This is a genomic window from Streptosporangium sp. NPDC049046, from assembly GCF_040649155.1.
Taxonomy (GTDB): Bacteria; Actinomycetota; Actinomycetes; order Streptosporangiales; family Streptosporangiaceae; genus Streptosporangium.
The window spans coordinates 91,720-113,209 of the sequence record NZ_JBEZEZ010000002.1 but is presented as its reverse complement, the minus strand read 5'-3'; the positions used below and the strand labels follow the sequence as shown (position 1 = coordinate 113,209).

The 21,490-nt window shown below is 66.3% G+C and carries 17 protein-coding genes and 1 tRNA gene; 1 reads left to right on the top strand and 17 read right to left on the bottom strand.

The annotated features are described in order from the left end of the window. The 17 genes from rpsJ to AB0B96_RS02805 form a co-directional block, all read right to left on the bottom strand. Complete coding sequence (gene rpsJ, locus AB0B96_RS02885; protein ID WP_030912931.1) at positions 1-309, bottom strand: 30S ribosomal protein S10; 309 nt, start codon at positions 307-309, stop codon at positions 1-3. Between the two features lie 331 nt (positions 310-640). Next, positions 641-1,834: an elongation factor Tu gene (gene tuf / locus AB0B96_RS02880; RefSeq protein ID WP_350943265.1), complete on the bottom strand. Its 1,194-nt coding sequence runs from the start codon at positions 1,832-1,834 to the stop codon at positions 641-643. A 160-nt stretch (positions 1,835-1,994) separates the two neighbouring features. Beyond that, the gene (gene fusA / locus AB0B96_RS02875; RefSeq protein ID WP_362895977.1) at positions 1,995-4,094 is read right to left on the bottom strand and encodes an elongation factor G; all 2,100 of its coding nucleotides are present in this window, start codon (positions 4,092-4,094) and stop codon (positions 1,995-1,997) included. Positions 4,095-4,130: 36 nt separating this feature from the next. Next, positions 4,131-4,601, bottom strand: a complete 471-nt coding sequence (gene rpsG, locus AB0B96_RS02870) for a 30S ribosomal protein S7 (RefSeq protein WP_350943262.1) — start codon at positions 4,599-4,601, stop codon at positions 4,131-4,133. Positions 4,602-4,603: 2 nt separating this feature from the next. Beyond that, entirely contained in the window at positions 4,604-4,975 is a 372-nt protein-coding gene (gene rpsL / locus AB0B96_RS02865) for a 30S ribosomal protein S12 (RefSeq protein ID WP_012887826.1), read from the bottom strand. A 582-nt stretch (positions 4,976-5,557) separates the two neighbouring features. Further along, complete coding sequence (locus AB0B96_RS02860) at positions 5,558-9,445, bottom strand: DNA-directed RNA polymerase subunit beta' (protein ID WP_350943261.1); 3,888 nt, start codon at positions 9,443-9,445, stop codon at positions 5,558-5,560. A 27-nt stretch (positions 9,446-9,472) separates the two neighbouring features. Continuing rightward, positions 9,473-12,940, bottom strand: coding sequence for a DNA-directed RNA polymerase subunit beta (rpoB, locus tag AB0B96_RS02855; protein WP_362895974.1), 3,468 nt, complete (start codon positions 12,938-12,940; stop codon positions 9,473-9,475). 443 nt (positions 12,941-13,383) lie between these two features. Beyond that, positions 13,384-13,908 (bottom strand): hypothetical protein, encoded by a 525-nt coding sequence (locus AB0B96_RS02850; RefSeq protein ID WP_350943259.1) that lies wholly within the window; start codon positions 13,906-13,908, stop codon positions 13,384-13,386. Then, entirely contained in the window at positions 13,905-14,363 is a 459-nt protein-coding gene (locus AB0B96_RS02845) for a hypothetical protein (protein WP_362895972.1), read from the bottom strand. Before AB0B96_RS02845 ends, AB0B96_RS02850 begins: the two co-directional genes overlap by 4 nt. Before the next feature lie 418 nt (positions 14,364-14,781). Then, on the bottom strand, positions 14,782-15,168 hold the full coding sequence (gene rplL, locus AB0B96_RS02840; protein ID WP_350943257.1) for a 50S ribosomal protein L7/L12: 387 nt from the start codon (positions 15,166-15,168) through the stop codon (positions 14,782-14,784). 84 nt (positions 15,169-15,252) lie between these two features. Next, entirely contained in the window at positions 15,253-15,777 is a 525-nt protein-coding gene (gene rplJ, locus AB0B96_RS02835) for a 50S ribosomal protein L10 (protein WP_350943256.1), read from the bottom strand. Between the two features lie 411 nt (positions 15,778-16,188). Further along, positions 16,189-17,019: an LppX_LprAFG lipoprotein gene (locus tag AB0B96_RS02830; RefSeq protein ID WP_362895970.1), complete on the bottom strand. Its 831-nt coding sequence runs from the start codon at positions 17,017-17,019 to the stop codon at positions 16,189-16,191. Positions 17,020-17,175: 156 nt separating this feature from the next. Continuing rightward, a complete protein-coding gene (rplA, locus tag AB0B96_RS02825; RefSeq protein WP_350943254.1) occupies positions 17,176-17,889 on the bottom strand; it encodes a 50S ribosomal protein L1 in 714 nt (237 codons plus the stop codon). 176 nt (positions 17,890-18,065) lie between these two features. After that, the gene (gene rplK, locus AB0B96_RS02820; RefSeq protein ID WP_350943253.1) at positions 18,066-18,497 is read right to left on the bottom strand and encodes a 50S ribosomal protein L11; all 432 of its coding nucleotides are present in this window, start codon (positions 18,495-18,497) and stop codon (positions 18,066-18,068) included. Between the two features lie 148 nt (positions 18,498-18,645). Further along, a complete protein-coding gene (gene nusG / locus AB0B96_RS02815) occupies positions 18,646-19,434 on the bottom strand; it encodes a transcription termination/antitermination protein NusG (protein WP_350943252.1) in 789 nt (262 codons plus the stop codon). A gap of 72 nt (positions 19,435-19,506) precedes the next feature. After that, positions 19,507-19,755, bottom strand: a complete 249-nt coding sequence (gene secE / locus AB0B96_RS02810; RefSeq protein ID WP_329089906.1) for a preprotein translocase subunit SecE — start codon at positions 19,753-19,755, stop codon at positions 19,507-19,509. A 75-nt stretch (positions 19,756-19,830) separates the two neighbouring features. Continuing rightward, positions 19,831-19,903 (bottom strand) — tRNA-Trp (locus AB0B96_RS02805). Positions 19,904-20,156: 253 nt separating this feature from the next. On the opposite strand from AB0B96_RS02805, the gene AB0B96_RS02800 reads away from it, so the two are divergent. Next, positions 20,157-21,362 (top strand): pyridoxal phosphate-dependent aminotransferase, encoded by a 1,206-nt coding sequence (locus AB0B96_RS02800; RefSeq protein ID WP_362895967.1) that lies wholly within the window; start codon positions 20,157-20,159, stop codon positions 21,360-21,362. Positions 21,363-21,490: the final 128 nt, after the last annotated feature.

Sequence of the window (21,490 nt, the reverse complement as noted above, 5' to 3'; positions counted from 1 at the left end):
TCAGAGCTTGATCGAGATGTCAACGCCGGCGGGAAGGTCGAGTCGCATGAGCGAGTCGACCGTCTTCGGCGTCGGGTCGATGATGTCAATCAGCCGCTTGTGCGTGCGCATCTCAAAGTGCTCGCGGCTGTCCTTGTACTTGTGCGGCGAGCGGATGACGCAGTACACGTTCTTCTCGGTCGGCAGCGGCACCGGGCCCGCGACCTTGGCGCCAGTCCTTGTCACCGTCTCGACGATCTTCTTGGCCGAGACGTCGATGACCTCGTGGTCATAGGCCTTGAGCCGAATGCGGATCTTCTGTCCCGCCATAATGGCCTCGGTGTCCTTCACTGTCGTCTGAAAAAGTTACGTGCGGCCTGTTGCCGCTATGTCGTGGCCGGCCCATCTGGACGGTCCCGCCACGTCGTGCCGGAGCACGTCTCGCCCTGGGGCGGCGTCTCCGCACATGCCCCACGTAGCAGACGCTGTGAGTCCGCGCTTTCTTCCGTGATCTGGCAGTGAGTTCGGTCATCCTTCGGCCGAACCAACTGCGAGATCACGGTTCGTGGGGTCCTGCCGGGGTTCGCGCCCTGCGGCGCGGTCCCCTCGTGGTGAGGCGGTCGGCCCTGTTTCGAGGGCCGACCGCCACTCCGCGATCGTACTACTTGATGATCTTGGTCACTCGACCCGCACCGACGGTGCGGCCACCCTCACGGATGGCGAACTTGAGACCGTCCTCCATCGCGATGGGCTGGATCAGCGCGACGTTCATCTCCGTGTTGTCGCCGGGCATGACCATCTCGGTGCCCTCGGGGAGGTTCACCACACCGGTCACGTCGGTCGTACGGAAGTAGAACTGCGGGCGGTAGTTGTTGAAGAACGGGGTGTGGCGGCCGCCCTCGTCCTTGCTCAGGATGTAGACCTGGGCCTCGAACTCGGTGTGCGGGGTGGTCGTGCCCGGCTTGATGATGCACTGGCCGCGCTCGACGTCCTCGCGCTTGATGCCGCGCAGGAGCAGACCGACGTTGTCACCCGCCTGCCCCTCGTCGAGGAGCTTGCGGAACATCTCGACACCGGTGACCGTGGTGGTGGTCTTGGTCTCCTTGATGCCGATGATGTCGACGGTCTCGTTGACCTTGACGATACCGCGCTCGATACGGCCGGTGACGACCGTACCGCGACCGGTGATCGAGAAGACGTCCTCGATCGGCATGAGGAACGGCTTCTCGGTCTCACGGGTCGGCTCGGGGACGTTCTCGTCCACGGCGGTCATGAGCTCGATGATCGAGTCGCCCCACTTGGTGTCGCCCTCAAGCGCCTTCAGCGCCGAGACGCGGACGACCGGCAGGTCGTCGCCGGGGAACTCCTGGGCCGAGAGAAGCTCGCGGACCTCGAGCTCGACGAGCTCCAGGATCTCCTCGTCGTCCACCATGTCGGACTTGTTGAGGGCGACGACGATGTAGGGGACGCCGACCTGGCGGGCCAGGAGGACGTGCTCCTTCGTCTGCGGCATCGGACCGTCGGTGGCGGCGACCACGAGGATCGCGCCGTCCATCTGAGCCGCACCGGTGATCATGTTCTTCACGTAGTCGGCGTGACCGGGGCAGTCCACGTGGGCGTAGTGGCGCTTCTCGGTCTGGTACTCGACGTGCGCGATGGAGATCGTGATACCACGAGCCTTCTCCTCGGGCGCCTTGTCGATCTTGTCGAACGGGGTCGCCTCGTTGAGGTTCGGGAAACGCTCGTGGAGCACCTTGGTGATCGCCGCGGTCAGAGTGGTCTTGCCGTGGTCGATGTGCCCAATGGTGCCGATGTTTACGTGCGGCTTGGTCCGCTCGAACTTGGCCTTGGCCACTGCTCTCTCCTTAGAGATTCTGACGTGACTTGCGTCTTCATATTCGGGATTGGGGAGGCCGGTCCCTCTCGGAACCGGCCGGCGAGAAAGCTCTCGCCCCGCACCCCTCCGGTGGCGGGGTGACGATCTCCTCGTTACCCGCACCCGGAATGGTGCTGGACTACTCGCCCCGCACCTTCGCGACGATCTCCTTGGCGATGTGCGCGGGCACTTCGGCGTAGGAGTCGAATTGCATGCTGTAGCTCGCGCGCCCCTGCGTCTTGCTACGGAGGTCTCCCACGTAGCCGAACATCTCAGAGAGCGGCACGAGCGCCTTGATGATCCGGGCGCCGGAGCGCTCGTCCATCGCCTGGATCTGCCCGCGGCGACCGTTGAGGTCACCGATGACATCACCCATGTAGTCCTCGGGCGTGGTGACCTCAACGGCCATCATCGGCTCCAGGATTACGGCGTCCGCCTTGCGCGCGGCCTCCTTGAAGGCCATCGAGCCAGCGATCTTGAAGGCCATTTCGGACGAGTCCACCTCGTGGTAGGCACCGTCCTGCAGGGTGACCTTGACCCCGACCATGGGGTATCCGGCGAGAACACCGAACTCGGCCGCCTCCTGGGCGCCCGCGTCGACCGAGGGGATGTACTCCCTCGGGATGCGGCCACCGGAGACCTTGTTCGAGAACTCGTAACCGTCGTTGCCCTCGCCCAGCGGCTCAATGTCGATGATGACCTTGGCGAACTGGCCGGAACCACCGGTCTGCTTCTTGTGGACGTAGTCGACCTTCTCCACCTTGCGGCGGATGGTCTCCCGGTAGGCCACCTGAGGCCGGCCGATGTTGGCCTCGACCTTGAACTCGCGGCGCATCCGGTCGACGAGGATCTCCAGGTGGAGCTCGCCCATACCCCAGATGACCGTCTGCCCGGTCTCGTCGTCACGACGGACCTGGAAGGACGGGTCCTCCTCGGCCAGGCGCTGGATCGCGGTGCCCAGCTTCTCCTGGTCACCCTTGGTCTTGGGCTCGATGGCGACGCTGATGACCGGCGCCGGGAAGTTCATCGACTCCAGGACCACGGGGTGAGCCGGGTCGGCCAGGGTGTCACCGGTGGTGGTGTCCTTCAGGCCCATCACGGCGACGATCTGACCTGCGACGGCCGACGAACGCTCTTCGCGCTTGTTGGCGTGCATCTGGTAGATCTTGCCGATCCGCTCCTTGCGGCCCTTCACCGAGTTGGTCACCGCGGTGCCGGTCTCGAGCGTGCCCGAGTAGATGCGGATGTAGGTGAGGCGACCGAGGTGCTGGTCGCTCATGATCTTGAAGGCGAGCGCGGAGAACGGCTCGTTCACGTCCGCGTGACGCTCGATGACCTCGTCTTCCTTGCCGACCGCGTGGCCCTTGAAGGCCGGGATGTCGATCGGGGCGGGAAGGTAGGCGACGATCGCGTCGAGCAGGGGCTGGACGCCCTTGTTCTTGAACGCGGTGCCGGTCAGGACCGGGTTGATGGCGCTGGCCAGCGTCGCGCGGCGGATGGCCGCGACCAGCTGCTCCTCGGTGGGCTCGACACCCTCGAGGAAGAGCTCCATCAGCTCGTCGTCGTTCTCGGCGACGGTCTCGACGAGCTTGTCACGCCACTCGCGAGCGGCCTCGGCGTGCTCGGCCGGGATGTCGACGGTCTCGTACATCTCGCCCTTGGCCGCCTCGGCGCTCCAGAGCAGACCCTTCATCTTGACCAGGTCGATGATGCCCTTGAAGTCGGCCTCGACGCCCCAGGGAAGCTGGATGACGGCGGGGGTCGCGTTCAGGCGGCTGATCATCATGTCGACGCAGCGGTGGAACTCCGCGCCGACCCGGTCCATCTTGTTGACGAAGCAGATCCTGGGCACTTCGTAGCGGTCGGCCTGACGCCAGACCGTCTCGGACTGCGGCTCGACACCGGCGACGCCGTCGAACACGGCGACGGCACCGTCGAGGACGCGGAGCGAGCGCTCCACCTCGATCGTGAAGTCCACGTGGCCCGGCGTGTCGATGATGTTGATCGTGTGGCCGAGCCATTCGCAGGTCGTGGCAGCGGAGGTGATGGTGATACCACGCTCCTGCTCCTGCTCCATCCAGTCCATCGTGGCTGCGCCCTCGTGGACCTCACCGATCTTGTAGTTGATACCGGTGTAGAACAGGATGCGTTCGGTCGTCGTGGTCTTGCCCGCGTCGATGTGGGCCATGATCCCGATGTTACGGACCTTGGCCAGGTCAAGAGCGGTCGTGGTGGCCACTTCTCTCGCGTCCTCGTCGTCTCGTCGAACCCGCTGTTACCAGCGGTAGTGGGCGAAGGCCTTGTTGGACTCGGCCATCTTGTGGGTGTCCTCGCGCTTCTTGACGCTTGCGCCGAGGCCGTTGCTGGCGTCGAGCAGTTCGTTCATGAGGCGCTCGGTCATGGTCTTCTCGCGGCGGGCGCGGGAGTACTGCACCAGCCAGCGCAGGGCCAGGGTGGTGCTACGCGTCGCGCGCACCTCGACCGGGACCTGGTAGGTCGCGCCACCGACACGGCGGCTGCGGACCTCAAGGGTGGGCTTGACGTTGTCCAGCGCGCGCTTCAGGGTGACGACCGGGTCGTTGCCGGTCTTCTCCTTGGCGCCTTCGAGGGCGCCGTACACGATGGACTGGGCGATGGAGCGCTTGCCGTCCAGGAGCACCTTGTTGATGAGCGCGGTGACCAGGGGCGAGTTGTGAACCGGGTCAGCCATGAGCTGACGGCGGCCAGGAGAACCCTTGCGAGGCATTCTTACTTCTCCTTCTTCGCGCCGTAACGGCTACGGGCCTGCTTGCGGTTACGGACACCCTGGGTGTCGAGCGAGCCGCGGATGATCTTGTAGCGAACACCCGGCAGGTCCTTCACACGACCACCACGGACGAGCACGATGGAGTGCTCCTGGAGGTTGTGGCCGACACCGGGGATGTAGGCCGTGACCTCGATGCCGTTGGTGAGCCGGACACGCGCGACCTTGCGGAGCGCGGAGTTCGGCTTCTTCGGGGTCGTGGTGTAAACGCGCATGCAGGTGCCGCGTCGCTGAGGGCTGGCCTTGAGCGCCGGAGTCTTGGTCTTTGTGACCTTGTCCTGGCGGCCCTTGCGGACCAGCTGCTGAATCGTGGGCACCGCGTCTCCGTTCGTGCTAGCCGGTAATTCGAATGTGGTGCATTTTGCAGGTGCTGCCGGTGTCATGACCTGCGGTTCTTTCATCCCCTCCGACCCACGCGGTCGGGCGTGTCGCGTAAGTTTCGCGCCACATCCCGGTTAAGGCCGGTCCGGTGGAGGAGGCCATACGGCGCCTCTGCCGACCCCTCATCGGGAAACTGGCGACGCGCACGCATGAAGACCCATGAAGACATGGGCACGAAGGGAAAGACTACCCAGCCCAACGCAACACGTCAAAACGGCTGCACTCGCCAGGCGTCGGCGTTCGTGTCATGACTCCCGCGATCGGTTTCCGACCGACCGCTTCCGGGTCCGTGTCGAGTTTACCCGGCGCGAAGCACTTCTCCGGCCGTTCTCCGCATTAACGTGTGGCTTTCGCCGCAACATTCCGGTCAAGAAAGGTCCACATCCCCAGCTATCGGGTCGGCAGGCGGGAAAGGCGACGGTGCCGGAGGGAAAGCGACGGCGCCCGGCCCCCTTGAAGGGGACCGGGCGCCGTCTGCGACCACTCTGCCGTCAGCGACCGCTCAGCGGTCGTGCCGTTCAGCGGTTGTACTGACCGAAGTCGTACTCCTCCAGCGGCACGGCCTCGCCGGAGCCCGAACCGAAGGTGTAGTCGGCCGCGGAGCCGTCGTAGCCGCCGACGGTGTACATGGCGGCCTTCGCCTCCTCGGTGGGCTCGACCCGGATGTTGCGGTACTGGGGCATGCCCGTACCGGCCGGGATGAGCTTTCCGATGATGACGTTCTCCTTGAGGCCGAGCAGCGAGTCCGACTTGGCGTGGATCGCCGCGTCGGTGAGCACTCGGGTCGTCTCCTGGAAGGACGCCGCGGACAGCCAGGACTCGGTGGCGAGCGAGGCCTTGGTGATGCCCATCAGCACCGGGCGTCCGGAGGCCGGCGTGCCGCCCTCCGCCACGCACTCGCGGTTGATCCGCTCGAAGCGCGGCCGCTCGACGAGCTCACCGGGCAGCATGTCGGCGTCGCCGGACTCCAGCACGTTCACGCGCTTGAGCATCTGCCGCACGATGATCTCGATGTGCTTGTCGTGGATCGACACACCCTGCGAGCGGTACACCTGCTGGACCTCCGCCACAAGGTGCAGCTGCACGGCCCGGGGGCCGAGGATGCGCAGCACCTCGTTGGGGTTGACCGCACCGGCGATCAGCTGCTGGCCGACCGTGACACGCTGCCCGTCGGAGACGAGCATGCGCGACCGCATCGACACGGGGTACGCGACCTCCTCGGAACCGTCGTCCGGGACGATCACGATCTTCCGGGTCTTGTCGGTCTCGTCGATGCGGACCCGGCCCTCGGCCTCGCTGATCGGGGCGACACCCTTGGGGACGCGCGCCTCGAAGAGCTCCTGCACACGGGGCAGACCGTGGGTGATGTCGGCGCCCGCCACACCACCGGTGTGGAAGGTCCGCATCGTCAGCTGGGTGCCGGGCTCGCCGATCGACTGGGCGGCGATGATGCCGACCGCCTCGCCGACGTCCACGAGCTTGCCGGTCGCGAGCGAACGGCCGTAGCAGGTGGCGCAGACACCGATCTTGGCCTCGCAGACGAGGGCGCTGCGGGTCCTGACGGTCTCCACCCCGGCCTCGACCAGGGCGGTGACGTGGATGTCGTTGATGTCGACACCCATCGGCGCGATGATCTTGCCGTCCACCTCCACGTCCTCGGCGAGGATGCGGCCGTGCACGTTGCTCTCGGCGTTCTCCGCCTTGACCAGGTTGCCCTGGGCGTCGCGGTCGGCCACGTGCAGCGGGACGCCACGGTCGGTGCCGCAGTCGATCTCGCGGACGATGACGTCCTGCGCGACGTCCACCAGACGACGGGTCAGGTAACCCGAGTCGGCGGTCCGCAGCGCGGTGTCCGCCAGACCCTTCCGCTGACCGTGGGTGGAGATGAAGTACTCCAGCACCGACAGGCCCTCGCGGAACGAGGCCTTGATCGGACGCGGGATCGTCTCGCCCTTGGTGTTGGACACCAGGCCACGGATGCCGGAGATCTGCCGGACCTGCATCAGGTTTCCTCGGGCGCCCGACTGGACCATCATCCAGACCGGGTTGGTCTTCGGGAACGCCTTCTGCATGTCGTCGGTCACGTCACTGGTCGCGTGCGTCCAGATCTCGATGAGCTCCTGACGGCGCTCCTCGTCCGTGATCAGACCGCGCTCGTACTCACGCTGGACCTTGTCGGCCCTGCGCTCGTACGTCTCCATGATGTCGGCCTTGTTCGGCGGCGCGATGACGTCCTCGATGGAGATCGTCACACCGGCCCTGGTCGCCCAGTAGAAACCGGCGTCCTTGAGGGCGTCGAGCGCCGCGGCGACCTCGACCTTGGGGTACTTCTCGGCGAGCTCGTTCACGATGACCGAGAGCTGCTTCTTGCCGACCTGCGAGTTCACGTACGGGTAGTTCGCCGGCAGGGTCTGGTTGAACAGGCAACGACCCAGGGTGGTCTCCAGGCGGTAGCTGTCACCCGCCTCCCAGCCCTCGGGAGCGGCCCAGCCGCGGGGCGGCGGGACGTCTCCCTTCATCCGGATCTGGATCAGCGACTGGATGTCCAGCTCGCGGCGGTCGAAGGCCATGAGCGCCTCCGACACCGAGCCGAAGACCCGACCCTTGCCGACACCGTTCTCGTCCTCGTCCTTGAGCGTGGTCAGCGAGTAAAGACCGATGATCATGTCCTGGGTGGGCATGGTCACGGGCTTGCCGTCGGCCGGCTTGAGGATGTTGTTCGTCGACAGCATCAGGATGCGGGCCTCGGCCTGCGCCTCGGCCGACAGCGGCAGGTGCACGGCCATCTGGTCACCGTCGAAGTCCGCGTTGAACGCGGTGCAGACGAGCGGGTGGATCTGGATGGCCTTGCCCTCGACCAGCTGCGGCTCGAAGGCCTGGATGCCCAGGCGGTGCAGGGTCGGCGCGCGGTTGAGCAGCACGGGGTGCTCGGTGATGACCTCTTCGAGGACGTCCCACACGACCGGCCGGGCACGCTCGACCATCCGCTTGGCCGACTTGATGTTCTGCGCGTGGTTCAGGTCGACCAGGCGCTTCATCACGAACGGCTTGAAGAGCTCCAGGGCCATCTGCTTGGGCAGACCGCACTGGTGCAGCTTCAGCTGCGGGCCGACGACGATGACCGAACGGCCGGAGTAGTCGACTCGCTTGCCCAGCAGGTTCTGGCGGAACCGGCCCTGCTTGCCCTTCAGCATGTCGCTGAGGGACTTCAGGGGGCGGTTGCCGGGACCGGTGACCGGGCGGCCACGGCGGCCGTTGTCGAACAGCGCGTCGACGGCCTCCTGGAGCATCCGCTTCTCGTTGTTCACGATGATCTCGGGGGCGCCGAGGTCGAGAAGTCGCTTGAGGCGGTTGTTCCGGTTGATCACCCGGCGGTACAGGTCGTTCAGGTCCGAGGTCGCGAACCGGCCACCGTCGAGCTGCACCATCGGGCGCAGGTCCGGCGGGATGACCGGGATGCAGTCGAGGACCATCCCGTTGGGCGAGTTGCGGGTGTTCAGGAACGCCGACACGACCTTGAGACGCTTGAGCGCGCGGGCCTTCTTCTGGCCCTTGCCGCTGCGGATCGTCTCGCGCAGGTTCTCGGCCTCAAGAGCGAGGTCGAAGTTGGTCAGACGCTCCTGGATCGCCTGGGCGCCCATGCCACCGCGGAAGTAGCGGCCGAAACGGTCGCGCATCTCGCGGTAGAGCAGCTCGTCGCCCTCAAGGTCCTGGACCTTGAGGTTCTTGAAGCGGCTCCAGACCTCGTCCAGCCGGTCCAGCTCGCGCTGGGCCCGGTCGCGCAGCTGCCGCATCTCACGCTCGGCGCCCTCCCGGACCTTGCGGCGCTGGTCGCCCTTGGCGCCCGCGGCCTCAAGCTCGGCCAGGTCGCTCTCCAGCTTGCGCTGGCGAGCCTCGATGTCGGCGTCACGGCGCTGCTCGATGTGCTGCCGCTCGACGGAGATCTTCGCCTCCAGCGACGGCAGGTCACGCTCGCGCATTTCCTTGTCGACGTGCGTGATCATGTAGGCCGCGAAGTAGATGACCTTCTCAAGGTCCTTCGGGGCCAGGTCGAGCAGGTATCCCAGCCTGGACGGGACACCCTTGAAGTACCAGATGTGCGTGACGGGCGCGGCCAGCTCGATGTGGCCCATCCGCTCACGACGCACCTTGGCGCGGGTCACCTCGACGCCACAGCGCTCACAGATGATGCCCTTGAAGCGGACGCGCTTGTACTTACCGCAGTAGCACTCCCAGTCGCGAGTCGGACCGAAGATCTTCTCGCAGAAGAGTCCGTCCTTCTCGGGCTTGAGCGTCCGGTAGTTGATGGTCTCCGGCTTCTTCACCTCGCCGTGCGACCACTGGCGGATATCGTCGGCGGTCGCGAGGCCGATCCGAAGCTCGTCGAAGAAGTTGACGTCGAGCACTATGTAATCCCCTCCTCAGCTTCTAGATCAGACCTCTTCGACGCTGCTCGGCTCACGCCGGGACAGGTCGATGCCGAGCTCTTCCGCGGCGCGGAAGACGTCCTCGTCGGTGTCGCGCATCTCGATGGACATGCCGTCGCTGGAGAGCACCTCGACGTTCAGGCACAGCGACTGCATTTCCTTGATGAGCACCTTGAACGACTCCGGGATGCCCGGCTCGGGAATGTTCTCGCCCTTGACGATCGCCTCGTAGACCTTCACGCGGCCGAGGACGTCATCGGACTTGATGGTGAGCAGCTCCTGCAGGGCGTAGGCGGCGCCGTACGCCTCCAGTGCCCAGACCTCCATCTCACCGAAGCGCTGGCCACCGAACTGGGCCTTACCGCCGAGCGGCTGCTGGGTGATCATGGAGTACGGACCGGTCGAACGAGCGTGGATCTTGTCGTCGACCAGGTGGAGCAGCTTCAGGATGTAGATGTAGCCGACCGAGATCGGGTGCGGGAACGGCTCCCCGGAACGGCCGTCGAACAGCTGGGCCTTTCCGTTCGCGCCGACCATCCGCCCGCCGTCCCTGTTGACCAGGGTGTTGTCGAGCAGACCGATGATCTCTTCCTCGTTGGCACCGTCGAACACCGGCGTGGCCATGTTGGTGCGCGGGTCGACCTCGGCGAAGCCCTTGTCGCGCAGCCGCTCGGCCCACGCCTCCTGGATGCCGCTGATGTCCCACCCTCTGGCGGCGATCCACCCGAGGTGGGTCTCCAGCACCTGGCCGACGTTCATTCGGCCGGGCACGCCCAGGGGGTTGAGGATGATGTCGACGGCCGTGCCGTCCTCAAGGAACGGCATGTCCTCGACCGGGAGGATCTTGGAGATGACGCCCTTGTTGCCGTGCCGGCCGGCCAGCTTGTCGCCGTCGGTGATCTTACGCTTCTGGGCCACGTAGACGCGGACCAGCTCGTTGACGCCGGGGGGGAGCTCGTCGCCCTCCTCGCGGCTGAACACGCGCACCCCGATGACCTTGCCCTGCTCACCGTGCGGCACCTTCAGTGAGGTGTCACGGACCTCGCGGGCCTTCTCACCGAAGATCGCGCGCAGCAGGCGCTCCTCGGGGGTCAGCTCGGTCTCGCCCTTGGGCGTGACCTTTCCGACGAGGATGTCGCCGGGGACGACCTCGGCGCCGATGCGGATGATGCCGCGCTCGTCGAGGTCGGCCAGGACCTCCTCGGAGACGTTCGGGATGTCCCGGGTGATCTCCTCGGGGCCCAGCTTGGTGTCACGGGCGTCGACCTCGTGCTCCTCGATGTGGATCGAGGACAGGACGTCGTCCTGCACCAGACGCTGGGAGAGGATGATCGCGTCCTCGTAGTTGTGGCCCTCCCACGGCATGAACGCCACGAGGAGGTTCTTGCCCAGGGCCATCTCGCCCTCGTCGGTGCAGGGACCGTCGGCGACGACCTGGTTCACCTCGATCCGGTCGCCTTCGGCGACGATCGGCTTCTGGTTGAAGCAGGTGCCCTGGTTGGAACGCTTGAACTTGGCGACCCGGTAGGTCGTACGGGTGCCGTCGTCGTTCATCACCGTGACGTAGTCGGCGGAGACCTCCTCGACCACGCCCGCCTTGTCGGCGGTGATGACGTCGCCGGCGTCGGTCGCGGCACGGTATTCCATGCCGGTGCCGACCAACGGCGCCTCGCTCTTGAGCAGCGGCACCGACTGGCGCTGCATGTTGGAGCCCATGAGCGCGCGGTTGGCGTCGTCGTGCTCCAGGAACGGGATCATCGCGGTCGCCACGGACACCATCTGGCGTGCCGAGACGTCCATGTAGTCGACCTCGGTGGCGCGCAGGGACTCGAACTCCCCGCCCTTCCTGCGGACGAGCACGCGCGACTCGAGGAACGTTCCGTCGGGACCGATGGGCGTGTTCGCCTGGGCGATGACGTGCCGGTCCTCCTCGTCCGCGGTCAGGTAGTCGACCTGGTCGGTGACCCGGCCGTCGACGACCTTGCGGTAGGGGGTCTCGACGAACCCGAAGGAGTTGACCCGGCCGAAGGAGGCCAGCGAGCCGATCAGACCGATGTTCGGTCCTTCCGGCGTCTCGATCGGGCACATGCGACCGTAGTGCGACGGGTGAACGTCACGGACCTCGAAACCGGCCCGCTCACGGGACAGACCACCGGGGCCCAGCGCGGACAGACGACGCTTGTGCGTCAGTCCGGCGAGGGGGTTGGTCTGGTCCATGAACTGGGACAGCTGGGAGGTGCCGAAGAACTCCTTGATCGACGCCACTACCGGGCGAATGTTGATCAGGGTCTGCGGCGTGATCGCCTCGACGTCCTGGGTCGTCATCCGCTCGCGGACGACGCGTTCCATGCGGGCCAGGCCCAGGCGGACCTGGTTCTGGATGAGCTCGCCCACCGTACGGAGACGACGGTTGCCGAAGTGGTCGATGTCGTCGGTCTCGACGACGATCGGACCGTTCGCGCCGGGCATCTCCGTCTCGCCGGCGTGGAGCCGGACGATGTATTCGATGGTGGCGACGATGTCGTCCTCGGCGAGCGTGCCCTGGGTGATCTCGCTGTCGACCCCGAGCTTCTTGTTGATCTTGTATCGGCCGACCTTGGCGAGGTCGTAGCGCTTGGAGTTGAAGTACAGGTTCTCCAGCAGCGTCTGCGCCGACTCCTTGGTCGGGGGCTCGCCCGGGCGCAGCTTGCGGTAGATGTCGAGCAGAGCGTCGTCCTGGCCGGCCGTGTGGTCCTTCTCCAGGGTGGCGCGCATCGACTCGTACTGACCGAAACGCTCAAGGATCTGGTCGCTGGTCCAGCCGAGCGCCTTGAGCAGCACGGTGACGGCCTGCTTGCGCTTGCGGTCGATGCGGACACCGACGCTGTCGCGCTTGTCGATCTCGAACTCGAGCCAGGCGCCCCGCGACGGGATCACCTTGCATCCGTAGAGGTCCTTGTCCGAGGTCTTGTCGACACTGCGGTCGAAGTAGACGCCCGGGGACCGGACCAGCTGGGAGACGACGACACGCTCGGTGCCGTTGATGATGAATGTGCCCTTACCGGTCATGAGCGGGAAGTCGCCCATGAACACGGTCTGGCTCTTGATCTCACCAGTGGTGTTATTGATGAACTCCGCCGTGACGAACATCGGGGCGGAGTAGGTCATGTCCTTGTCTTTGCACTCATCGACTGAGTACTTGGGCGGCTCGAACCGGTGATCGCGGAACGACAGGGACATGGTCCCGGAGAAGTCCTCGATGGGACTGATCTCCTCAAAGATCTCTTCGAGGCCCGACTGGGCCGGAACGTCCTTGCGCCCGGCCTGGCGAGCCGCCTCGACCCGCCCCTTCCACTTCTCGTTGCCGAGCAACCAGTCGAAGGACTCGGTCTGAAGAGCGAGAAGGTCAGGAACTTCTAGCGGCTCCTGAATTCGTGCGAAAGACACACGACGGGGACCGGCGGGTACGGCGGAGGCGTTGCGCGAGGCTGCCAACAGATGTCCTTCCGAGGGCTCGCGGCGGACTGACTACACGCACGCCAGACGACCATGCATCAGAGCACCAAAAGAAGCGGGTCGTCAAAGGGCAGCGCAAAGGGGCAGTGTAGCCGAACGGCATACACCTGTCCACTTCAGTCTCGCTGCAAGCTCCACGTTGGTCGCAGCATCGCCCGTCAGAGCCGAAACGTCAAGCCCGGGAGCCGACATTTCGGCAGGGAAACAGCCGAGACCCTGGGAGTTTTCCCACCGAGCGACCTGCGTACACCACCACAGCGGAGACAATGCCCGACCTGGTGTGGCTGACGCTGAGTCACGCGGCGGATCGAACACCGGCCGATGGATCGACCGACGATCGACGCTGCCATGGCCGGTGTACCCAACCGCCAACCCACCCCAAACCAAGGCTTTACTAACAATTGAATAAAGCGACGCGCCGATCAGGGGGGCGGAGGGTCTCCGAGCAGGGTGGACAGCTCCGAGACCAGCCACCGGGAATCCTTTTTGATCATGATGAATCTGGCCCGGTTCTGGCTGACGACCCGGCGTGGCTCCTTCTCCCCCTCGGGGGTCCTGACCGTGCTCATGCTCATGAAGAGCAGCACCTCGACCCGGCCGGAACCTCCCGACTCCACCGACTCGACCCCGGCCCCGGTCACCGTGGCCTGCTGCACCGTCTTCTGTCTCCTGGCCTGTGGAGCGATGCTCCTGGCCAGCTGCCGGTAGTGCAGACTGAGCGCCCCGACGGTGTATTCGCTCGCTCTTGCGAAATCCTGTTCGATCGTACGATAGTCATACGACAGCATGTCGGGGGCGACCGAACGGGCCGCGGCGAGCGCCTCCCGGCCCGCCGTCTCGTCCGCGCGCAGCCGGCTCAGGTCGGTGAACATGATCCAGACGGCCGCCGCGAGCGCGAGCGCGACGGCGACCATGAGTCCGATCGCCAGCCGGGAGGCATGTCTCACAGCACCAGCTCCGCCTGGGACACGAGCCACGATCCCCCGACCTTGGTCACTTCCATGTTCCACCGGTAGAACCGCTCCTGCGGGGCGTCCTTGCTCCCGTCCCGCCGGATCACCGCGTCGCCCACCACCATCACCTGGGCCGTGCTCCCCTTCAACGAGACCAGCCCCGAGGCCCGCAGCGCACCCGTCTGGAGGATCTTGTCCTTCACCGTGCTCCTCTTGAGCTCCGCGGCGGTCCTGGCGTACTCGGCCCTGGCCACGCCCGTGGAGGTGTCGAGGATGCGCCCGATGTCCTCGTCGACGCTCCGGTAGCCGACGGAGAGCAGATGCAGGGCGTGGGCCCCCGCCGCCCTCAACGCGGCCTGCCGGTCGTCAGCGGCCGTCTGGGCGTCGCGCAGGGCGGCACCGATCCAGAACGCGGCGACGAGCAGCGCCACGATCAAAACTCCCAGCATCGGCCCCATGATCCTGAGAGGGCGACGGGAGCGGCGTGAGCGACGGGAACGATTGGCGTGCACTGCCATGCGTTCTCTCCCATCGCACGGTCTGCGGAACGCGGGCCGGCGAGCGCGGCCGTCTCACCGCGCCGGACGGTACGCTCCCCGATCGCCGGATCATAACCCGCCGCGCAGATCCGCATAACGGCCTTCGCCCACATGCCCCGGGCCATTTCGCCCACCCATTCACCCCGGCCCCCGAGACGACGAGGCGTCCGGCCCGGTGAGGATGGCCCTCCCCCGCCGCCGACGCGCATCCCGGCCGGCCGCTTCCCGCCCCTCCCACCCGGGTCCGCGTATGGATCGCAGGAGGGCGGAAACACGAGAAGAGCGGGCCACCGGCACCAGGTGGACCCGCTCTTCTCGATGAAACGAACTACTTGACGGTCACCGAGGCGCCGGCGCCCTCAAGGGCGGCCTTGGCCTTCTCGGCCTGCTCCTTGTTGACCTTGCCGTCGAAGACGGACTTGGGAGCGCCGTCAACGAGGTCCTTGGCCTCCTTGAGGCCCAGGCTCGTCAGGGCGCGGATCTCCTTGATGACCTGGATCTTCTTGTCGCCGGCGGCCTCGAGGACGACCTCGAACTCGTCCTGCTCCTCGACCTCTTCGACGGCGGCCGCACCGGGGGCGGCGGCGGCGACGGCGACGGGGGCAGCGGCCTTGACGTCGAAGGTCTCCTCGAAGAGCTTCACGAAGTCGGACAGCTCAAGAAGAGTCATCTCCTTGAAAGCGTCGAGCAGCTCGTCGGTGCTGAGCTTCGCCATGATGGTTCCTCCATACGGATCTGAACTACTAAAGAAAGTCGGGACCGCGGTTTGCGTTAATCCCCTGTGACCGCCTGCGCGGACCTACTCGCCGGCGCCTTCGCGCTTGGCGCGCAGGGCCTCGGCCAGCTGAGCCATGTTGGTGGGCAGCGCATTGAAGACGGCGGCCGCGTGGCCCTGCTTCGCCTTCAGGGCACCGGCCAGCTTCGCGAGGAGAACCTCGCGCGACTCAAGGTCGGCAAGCTTGCTGATCTCGTCCGGCGTCATCGACCTGCCGTCGACGACACCGCCCTTGATGACCAGGAGGGGATTGGCCTTGGCGAAGTCACGCAGACTCTTGGCAGCCTCGACCACGTCGCCGTTGACGAACGCGATCGCCGACGGACCCGCGAGCAGGTCGTTGAGCTGGTTGAACCCGGCCTCAGTGGCCGCGATCTTGGTCAGCGTGTTCTTCACCACGGCGAACTTCGCATTCTCACCGAGAGAAACGCGCAGCTGCTTGAGCTGGGCGACGGTGAGACCGCGGTATTCGGTCAGAACGGCAGCATTGGAGCCGTCGAAGCTGCTCTTCAGCTCAGCGACAGCCGTTGCCTTTTCTGCCTTCGCCATGGGCCTCCTTCCAGATGTGCCGCCGGGGCAAGGGCCCAGAAAAGCGAACAAGCCCCGGCGCAGGCGCACGGGGCTCACATAAGGAGGTTAGTCCAGATGAAAACTCACATCACAACCTACGCGGGCCGTCCACTGACGTGGATCCTTAAGTCATCAAGCCATGCGACTTGACGACGACCGGCGGTCTTCGGCGTTGACAGCTTACGCGCTGACGCCACGAATGCCAACTCGGCGCCACCTCAGCGCGATAAGCCGGAAAAACACGCTTTTGCCCCCTCCCGGCGTCGTCCCCGGAGCCTGCCTCGCCACGGGCGCCGAGAACAGCCTGGGAGGAGCCCTCCCCGGCAAAGGGCCACGCAAAAAGCCCACGCCCCCGGCCGGTGGGCCGAGGGCGTGGACTTCTGGGAAACGTCAGTTCCCGCCGCGGTGCTCGGGCAGGTCACCCACCTGGTCGGCGGGCGGGGCCGTGATCTCCACGGGCTCGTTGAACCCCTTGAAGAGCGCCGTCAGGTTGAACGACGCGTCCTTCTCGGAGCCGCTGAGCGTGACCTTGCGGGGCAGGCTCTGGGCGTCGGCCCAGAGGTCGAACTTCACGTTCTTGGCCTGCGAGAGCTGCTCCTGAAGCTTTTCACGCTTGGCCGGGTCGATCAGCTGGGCGGCCTCGGCGACCGGGAAGGTGCCGCTGTAGTGGGTCGTGTCGACCCCACCGACCGTCTCGGTGCCGACCGCCTTGACGTCCTTGGACGCGGTCAGCAGCTTCACGGTGCCCGCCAGGTCGAACTGCTGCGCCTGGTCCATGAACTTCCTGATCTCGGACTGCCCCTTGGCGTCGAGCTCGCTGAGCGACACCTTGGTCCACGGCTTGCTGGTGCCGGCGACCCTGTTGATGAGCTCGGACTTCACGTAGACCGTGTCACCCGACAGGATGGCCCGTGCCCCGCCGGGCACGTTCTGACCGCCGAAGGTGATCGTGTCGAGCCTGATGTCCGTCGCCAGCTGGGGCTTGCTCTGGTAGAGCATGCTGCCCTGGACCTTGCCCGCCCCCTTCTCCCCACCGGTGGCGTCGAGAACCACGTCCGCGGAGTAGGAGGTGACCTCCTCGGCCTTCTGAGCACTCTGCTGCACCGCGTCCGCCGCGGCGAGTTTGACGTTTCCGAGGGAGCCGGTGCCCTGCGCACCGCATCCCGCGACCGCGATGAGCGCGGCCGCTCCCAGTGCGACTGTGGGAGCCAATCGGCGCATTTTCGTCTCCACCCTTTCGTTCCCCCGGTGATCCATGACAACGACACTACGCGTCGGCAAAGCCGGGCGCGTCGTCCGGGAGAACGAAGAAAGGCCTCAACCGAATGGCCATTCGGTTGAGGCCTTCCTCAGAAGACGTCTGCTATCAGGCTGCCATCAGGCGTCGAGCTCGGCGGTCAGCGCCCGCGTCTGGTTGGGGTCGACCTGGATGCCGGGGCCCATCGACGTGGAGAAGACGACCTTCTTGACGTAGCGTCCCTTCGCCGCGGACGGCTTGAGACGCAGCACCTCTTCGAGGGCGGCGGCGTAGTTCTCGATGAGCTGGCGCTCGCCGAAGGACACCTTGCCGATGATGAAGTGCAGGTTCGCGTGCCGGTCGACACGGAACTCGATCTTGCCGCCCTTGATGTCGGTGACGGCCTTGCCGACGGCCGGGGTCACGGTGCCGGTCTTGGGGTTCGGCATCAGGCCACGGGGGCCGAGCACGCGGCCCAGACGACCGACCTTGCCCATGAGGTCCGGGGTGGCGACGACGGCGTCGAAGTCGAGGCGGCCCTTGGCGACCTCGTCGATCAGCTCGTCGGCACCGACGATGTCGGCGCCCGCGGCGCGGGCCTCCTCGGCACGGTCACCGGTCGCGAAGACCAGGACCCGGGCGGTCTTGCCGGTGCCGTGCGGGAGGTTGACGGTGCCGCGGACCATCTGGTCGGCCTTGCGAGGGTCGACGCCCAGCCGCAGGGCCACCTCGACGGTGGCGTCGAACTTGGCGACGTTGGTGTCCTTGGCCAGCTTGGCCGCCTGCGCCGGGGTGTACAGGGTCTCGCGGTCGACCTGCGCCGCCGCGGCGCGGAATCCCTTGCTGCGCTTCATGTGATCACTCCTGTGGATCCGAGTGTTCGTGGTGCGGGCCAGCGCCTGGCCCCTCCACTTACTTCGAAATTTTCCTGCCGGACGTCGCTCGTGCTCCGCCCGTTGTTCGGCCCCTCGACGGTCGCGCGGATCATGCTCTCGCGCTCGTGCCCGCGGGGCCCGGTCAGCCGTTTCGGCTAGTCGGTGATCGTGATGCCCATCGACCGGGCGGTGCCAGCGATGATCTTCTCGGCCGCCGCGATGTCGTTGGCGTTGAGGTCCTGCATCTTGGTCTCGGCGATCTGGCGCAGCTGCTCCTTGGTGAGCTTGCCCACCTTGTCCTTCTGCGGGACGGCCGAACCCTTGGCGACACCGGCGGCCTTCTTGATCAGCTCAGGCGCCGGGGGCGTCTTCGTGATGAAGGTGAAGGTGCGGTCCTCGTAGATGGTGATCTCAACGGGGATGATGTTGCCGCGCTGGGCCTCGGTGGCAGCGTTGTACTGCTTCACGAATTCCATGATGTTGACGCCGTGCGGACCGAGGGCGGTACCGACCGGCGGCGCGGGCGTGGCCTGGCCAGCGGGGAGCTGGACCTTGACCAAGGCTGCGAGCTTCTTCTTAGGAGGCATGCTTCTCTCCGGGTCCTTGCTTCTCTGAACGATGTTCCTGCCGGCCCCGTGCAGGCGGGGCCCACTCCGGCGGCTGAATTTCGGCCGGAGTGAAGAAGGAACCATCCCCGCGACCGCGGGGCAGACTGGTGAAGTCTACGCGACCGGTTTAGATTTTCGAGACCTGGTTGAACGAGAGCTCGACCGGGGTCTCACGACCGAAGATCGACACGAGCACCTTGAGCTTCTGCGACTCGGCGCTGATCTCGCTCACCGTGGCGGGCAGCGTGGCGAACGGGCCGTCCATGACGGTGACGGACTCGCCGACCTCGAAGTCGACCGTCGCGGCGGAGGCCTTCGCGGTGGACTTCTTCACCTCTTCCGAGGGCTCCGGCGCGAGCAGCTTGGCGACCTCTTCGAGGCTCAGCGGGCTCGGCTTGTTGGAGAGGCCCACGAAACCGGTCACACCGGGGGTGTTGCGCACCGCGGACCAGGACTCGTCGGTGAGCTCCATCCGGACCAGGACGTATCCGGGCAGCACCCGCTCCTTGACCAGCTGGCGCTTGCCGCTCTTGATCTCGGTCACGTGGTGGGTGGGCACCTCGACCTGGAAGATGTAGTCCTCCATGTTGAGGGACTGCGTACGGGTCTCGATGTTCGACTTCACGCGGTTCTCGTAACCGGCGTAGGAGTGGATGACGTACCACTCGCCGAACAGGCTCCGCAGGTGCCGCTTGAACTCCTCGACCGGGTCGACGTCGGGAAGGACGTCACCGTCCTCGTCGACGGCGCCGACCGGGGCCTGCTCGGCCTCACCCTCGGCGTCGGTGTCGGTCTCGGCGTCGACATCCCGCCCGTCGGACTCGTCAAGCGAATCCTCGGTGACGTCGACGGCCTTCTCCAGCTCGTCCTCACGCTCTTCGCGGGGCTCGCCGGCCGACTGTGCAGACTCGGACACGGTGCTCTATCTCTTTTCTTCGATGGCTTGTGGACTCATCGGCGAGGCTATCCGCCCGCCGGAGACCGCGGCTCAGGCTCCGCCGAAGATTCTCAGCACGCCCTCGGTGAACAGCGCGTCCAAAGCCGACACGATCCCGACCATGATCAGAACGAAGACCAGGACGATGATGGTGTACGAAATAAGGTCTTTGCGCGTAGGCCAGATGACCTTACGCAGCTCGGCGACTACCTGTCGGTAGAAAAGGGCGGGAGAAGTGCGCTTGGTCTTCTTCTCACCGCTCGGCTTGTCTGCGGTTTCGCCGCGCGTGTCGATCGCCACAGTCCTCACCTGAATCCATCGAGTCCAACGCACATAAGCGGCGCGCTGGACGCCTGATGCGCGGACCGCTCCTAGCAGGGCACGAGGGACTCGAACCCCCAACCGCCGGTTTTGGAGACCGGTGCGCTACCAATTGCGCTAGTGCCCTAAGACATGAACCACCATACATCGGTTGGACCGAAGTTTGTCCGTGGCTCACGGTCTTGACCGCCGGTTCACGCATACGGCGGAAAGACCATGCCGGAGTCTACGGGTGAATGGCCACCACGTCGAACCGGAGGACGCCGACGGGCGATCGTCCAGCTCAGAAGCCGTCGCCGATGCTCAGGCGGCTCCCGGGACGACGTCCGCATGGTGGATACGCGGCGGAAACATCGGCACAGGTCTGTAACCATGGAGGTATGACCCGTCCTCGCATCTCAGCGCGCATCTCCGCGATCTCCGAGTCCGCCACGCTCGCCGTGGACGCCAAGGCCAAGGCAATGAAGGCGGCGGGCCGCCCGGTCATCGGCTTCGGCGCCGGTGAGCCGGACTTCGCGACCCCCGGCTACATCGTCGAGGCGGCCGTCGAGGCGTGCAGGAACCCCAGGTTCCACAAGTACACCCCGGCCGGTGGCCTTCCCGAACTGAAGCAGGCCGTCGCCGACAAGACGCTCCGCGACTCCGGCTACCGGGTGGACGCGGCCCAGGTCCTGATCACCAACGGTGGCAAGCAGGCCGTCTACGAGGCGTTCGCCACCCTGCTCGACCCGGGTGACGAGGTCCTGGTCGTGGCCCCGTACTGGACGACCTACCCCGAGGCGATCAAGCTCGCCGGCGGCGTCCAGGTCGACGTGGTGACCGACGAGACCACCGGCTACCTGGCGAGCGTGGAGCAGCTGGAGGCGGCGCGCACCGACCGCACCAAGGTCCTGCTCTTCGTCTCCCCGTCCAACCCGACCGGCGCGGTGTACACCCCCGAGCAGGTCGCGGAGATCGGCCGCTGGGCCGCCGAGCACGATCTGTGGGTCGTCACGGACGAGATCTACGAGCACCTCACGTACGGCGACGCGACGTTCGCGAGCATCGCCACCGTGGTCCCTGAGCTGGGCGACAAGGTGGTGGTCCTGAACGGCGTCGCCAAGACCTACGCGATGACCGGCTGGCGCGTGGGCTGGCTGATCGGTCCCAAGGACGTCGTCAAGGCCGCCGCCAACCTGCAGTCGCACGCCACCTCCAACGTCTCCAACGTCGCCCAGGCCGCCGCGTTGGCCGCCGTCACCGGCGACCTGTCGGCGGTGGCGGAGATGCGCGCCGCCTTCGACCGGCGCCGCCGGACCATCGTCAGGATGCTCAACGAGATCCCGGGCGTGGTCTGCCCCGAGCCGCTGGGCGCGTTCTACGCCTATCCCTCGGTCAAGGCGCTCCTGGGCAAGGAGTTCGGCGGCAGGCGCCCGGCGACCTCCGCCGAGCTGGCCGAGATCGTCCTGGAGGAGGCCGAGGTGGCGGTCGTCCCCGGTGAGGCCTTCGGCACCCCGGGATACTTCCGCCTGTCCTACGCGCTCGGCGACGACGACCTCGTCGAGGGCGTGAGCCGCCTCGCCAAGTTCCTCGGCCAGGCCGGCTGAACGCGGCGGCCTGACCGCCCGGCGCGCCAGGTCCCCGGCAGGACCCGCCGATCAGGACGGCCTACCTGCCGGGCCCGCCGAGCGTGACCGGTTCCCCGCCGGGCGCGGGGTTTCCCGCGGGGGCCGCC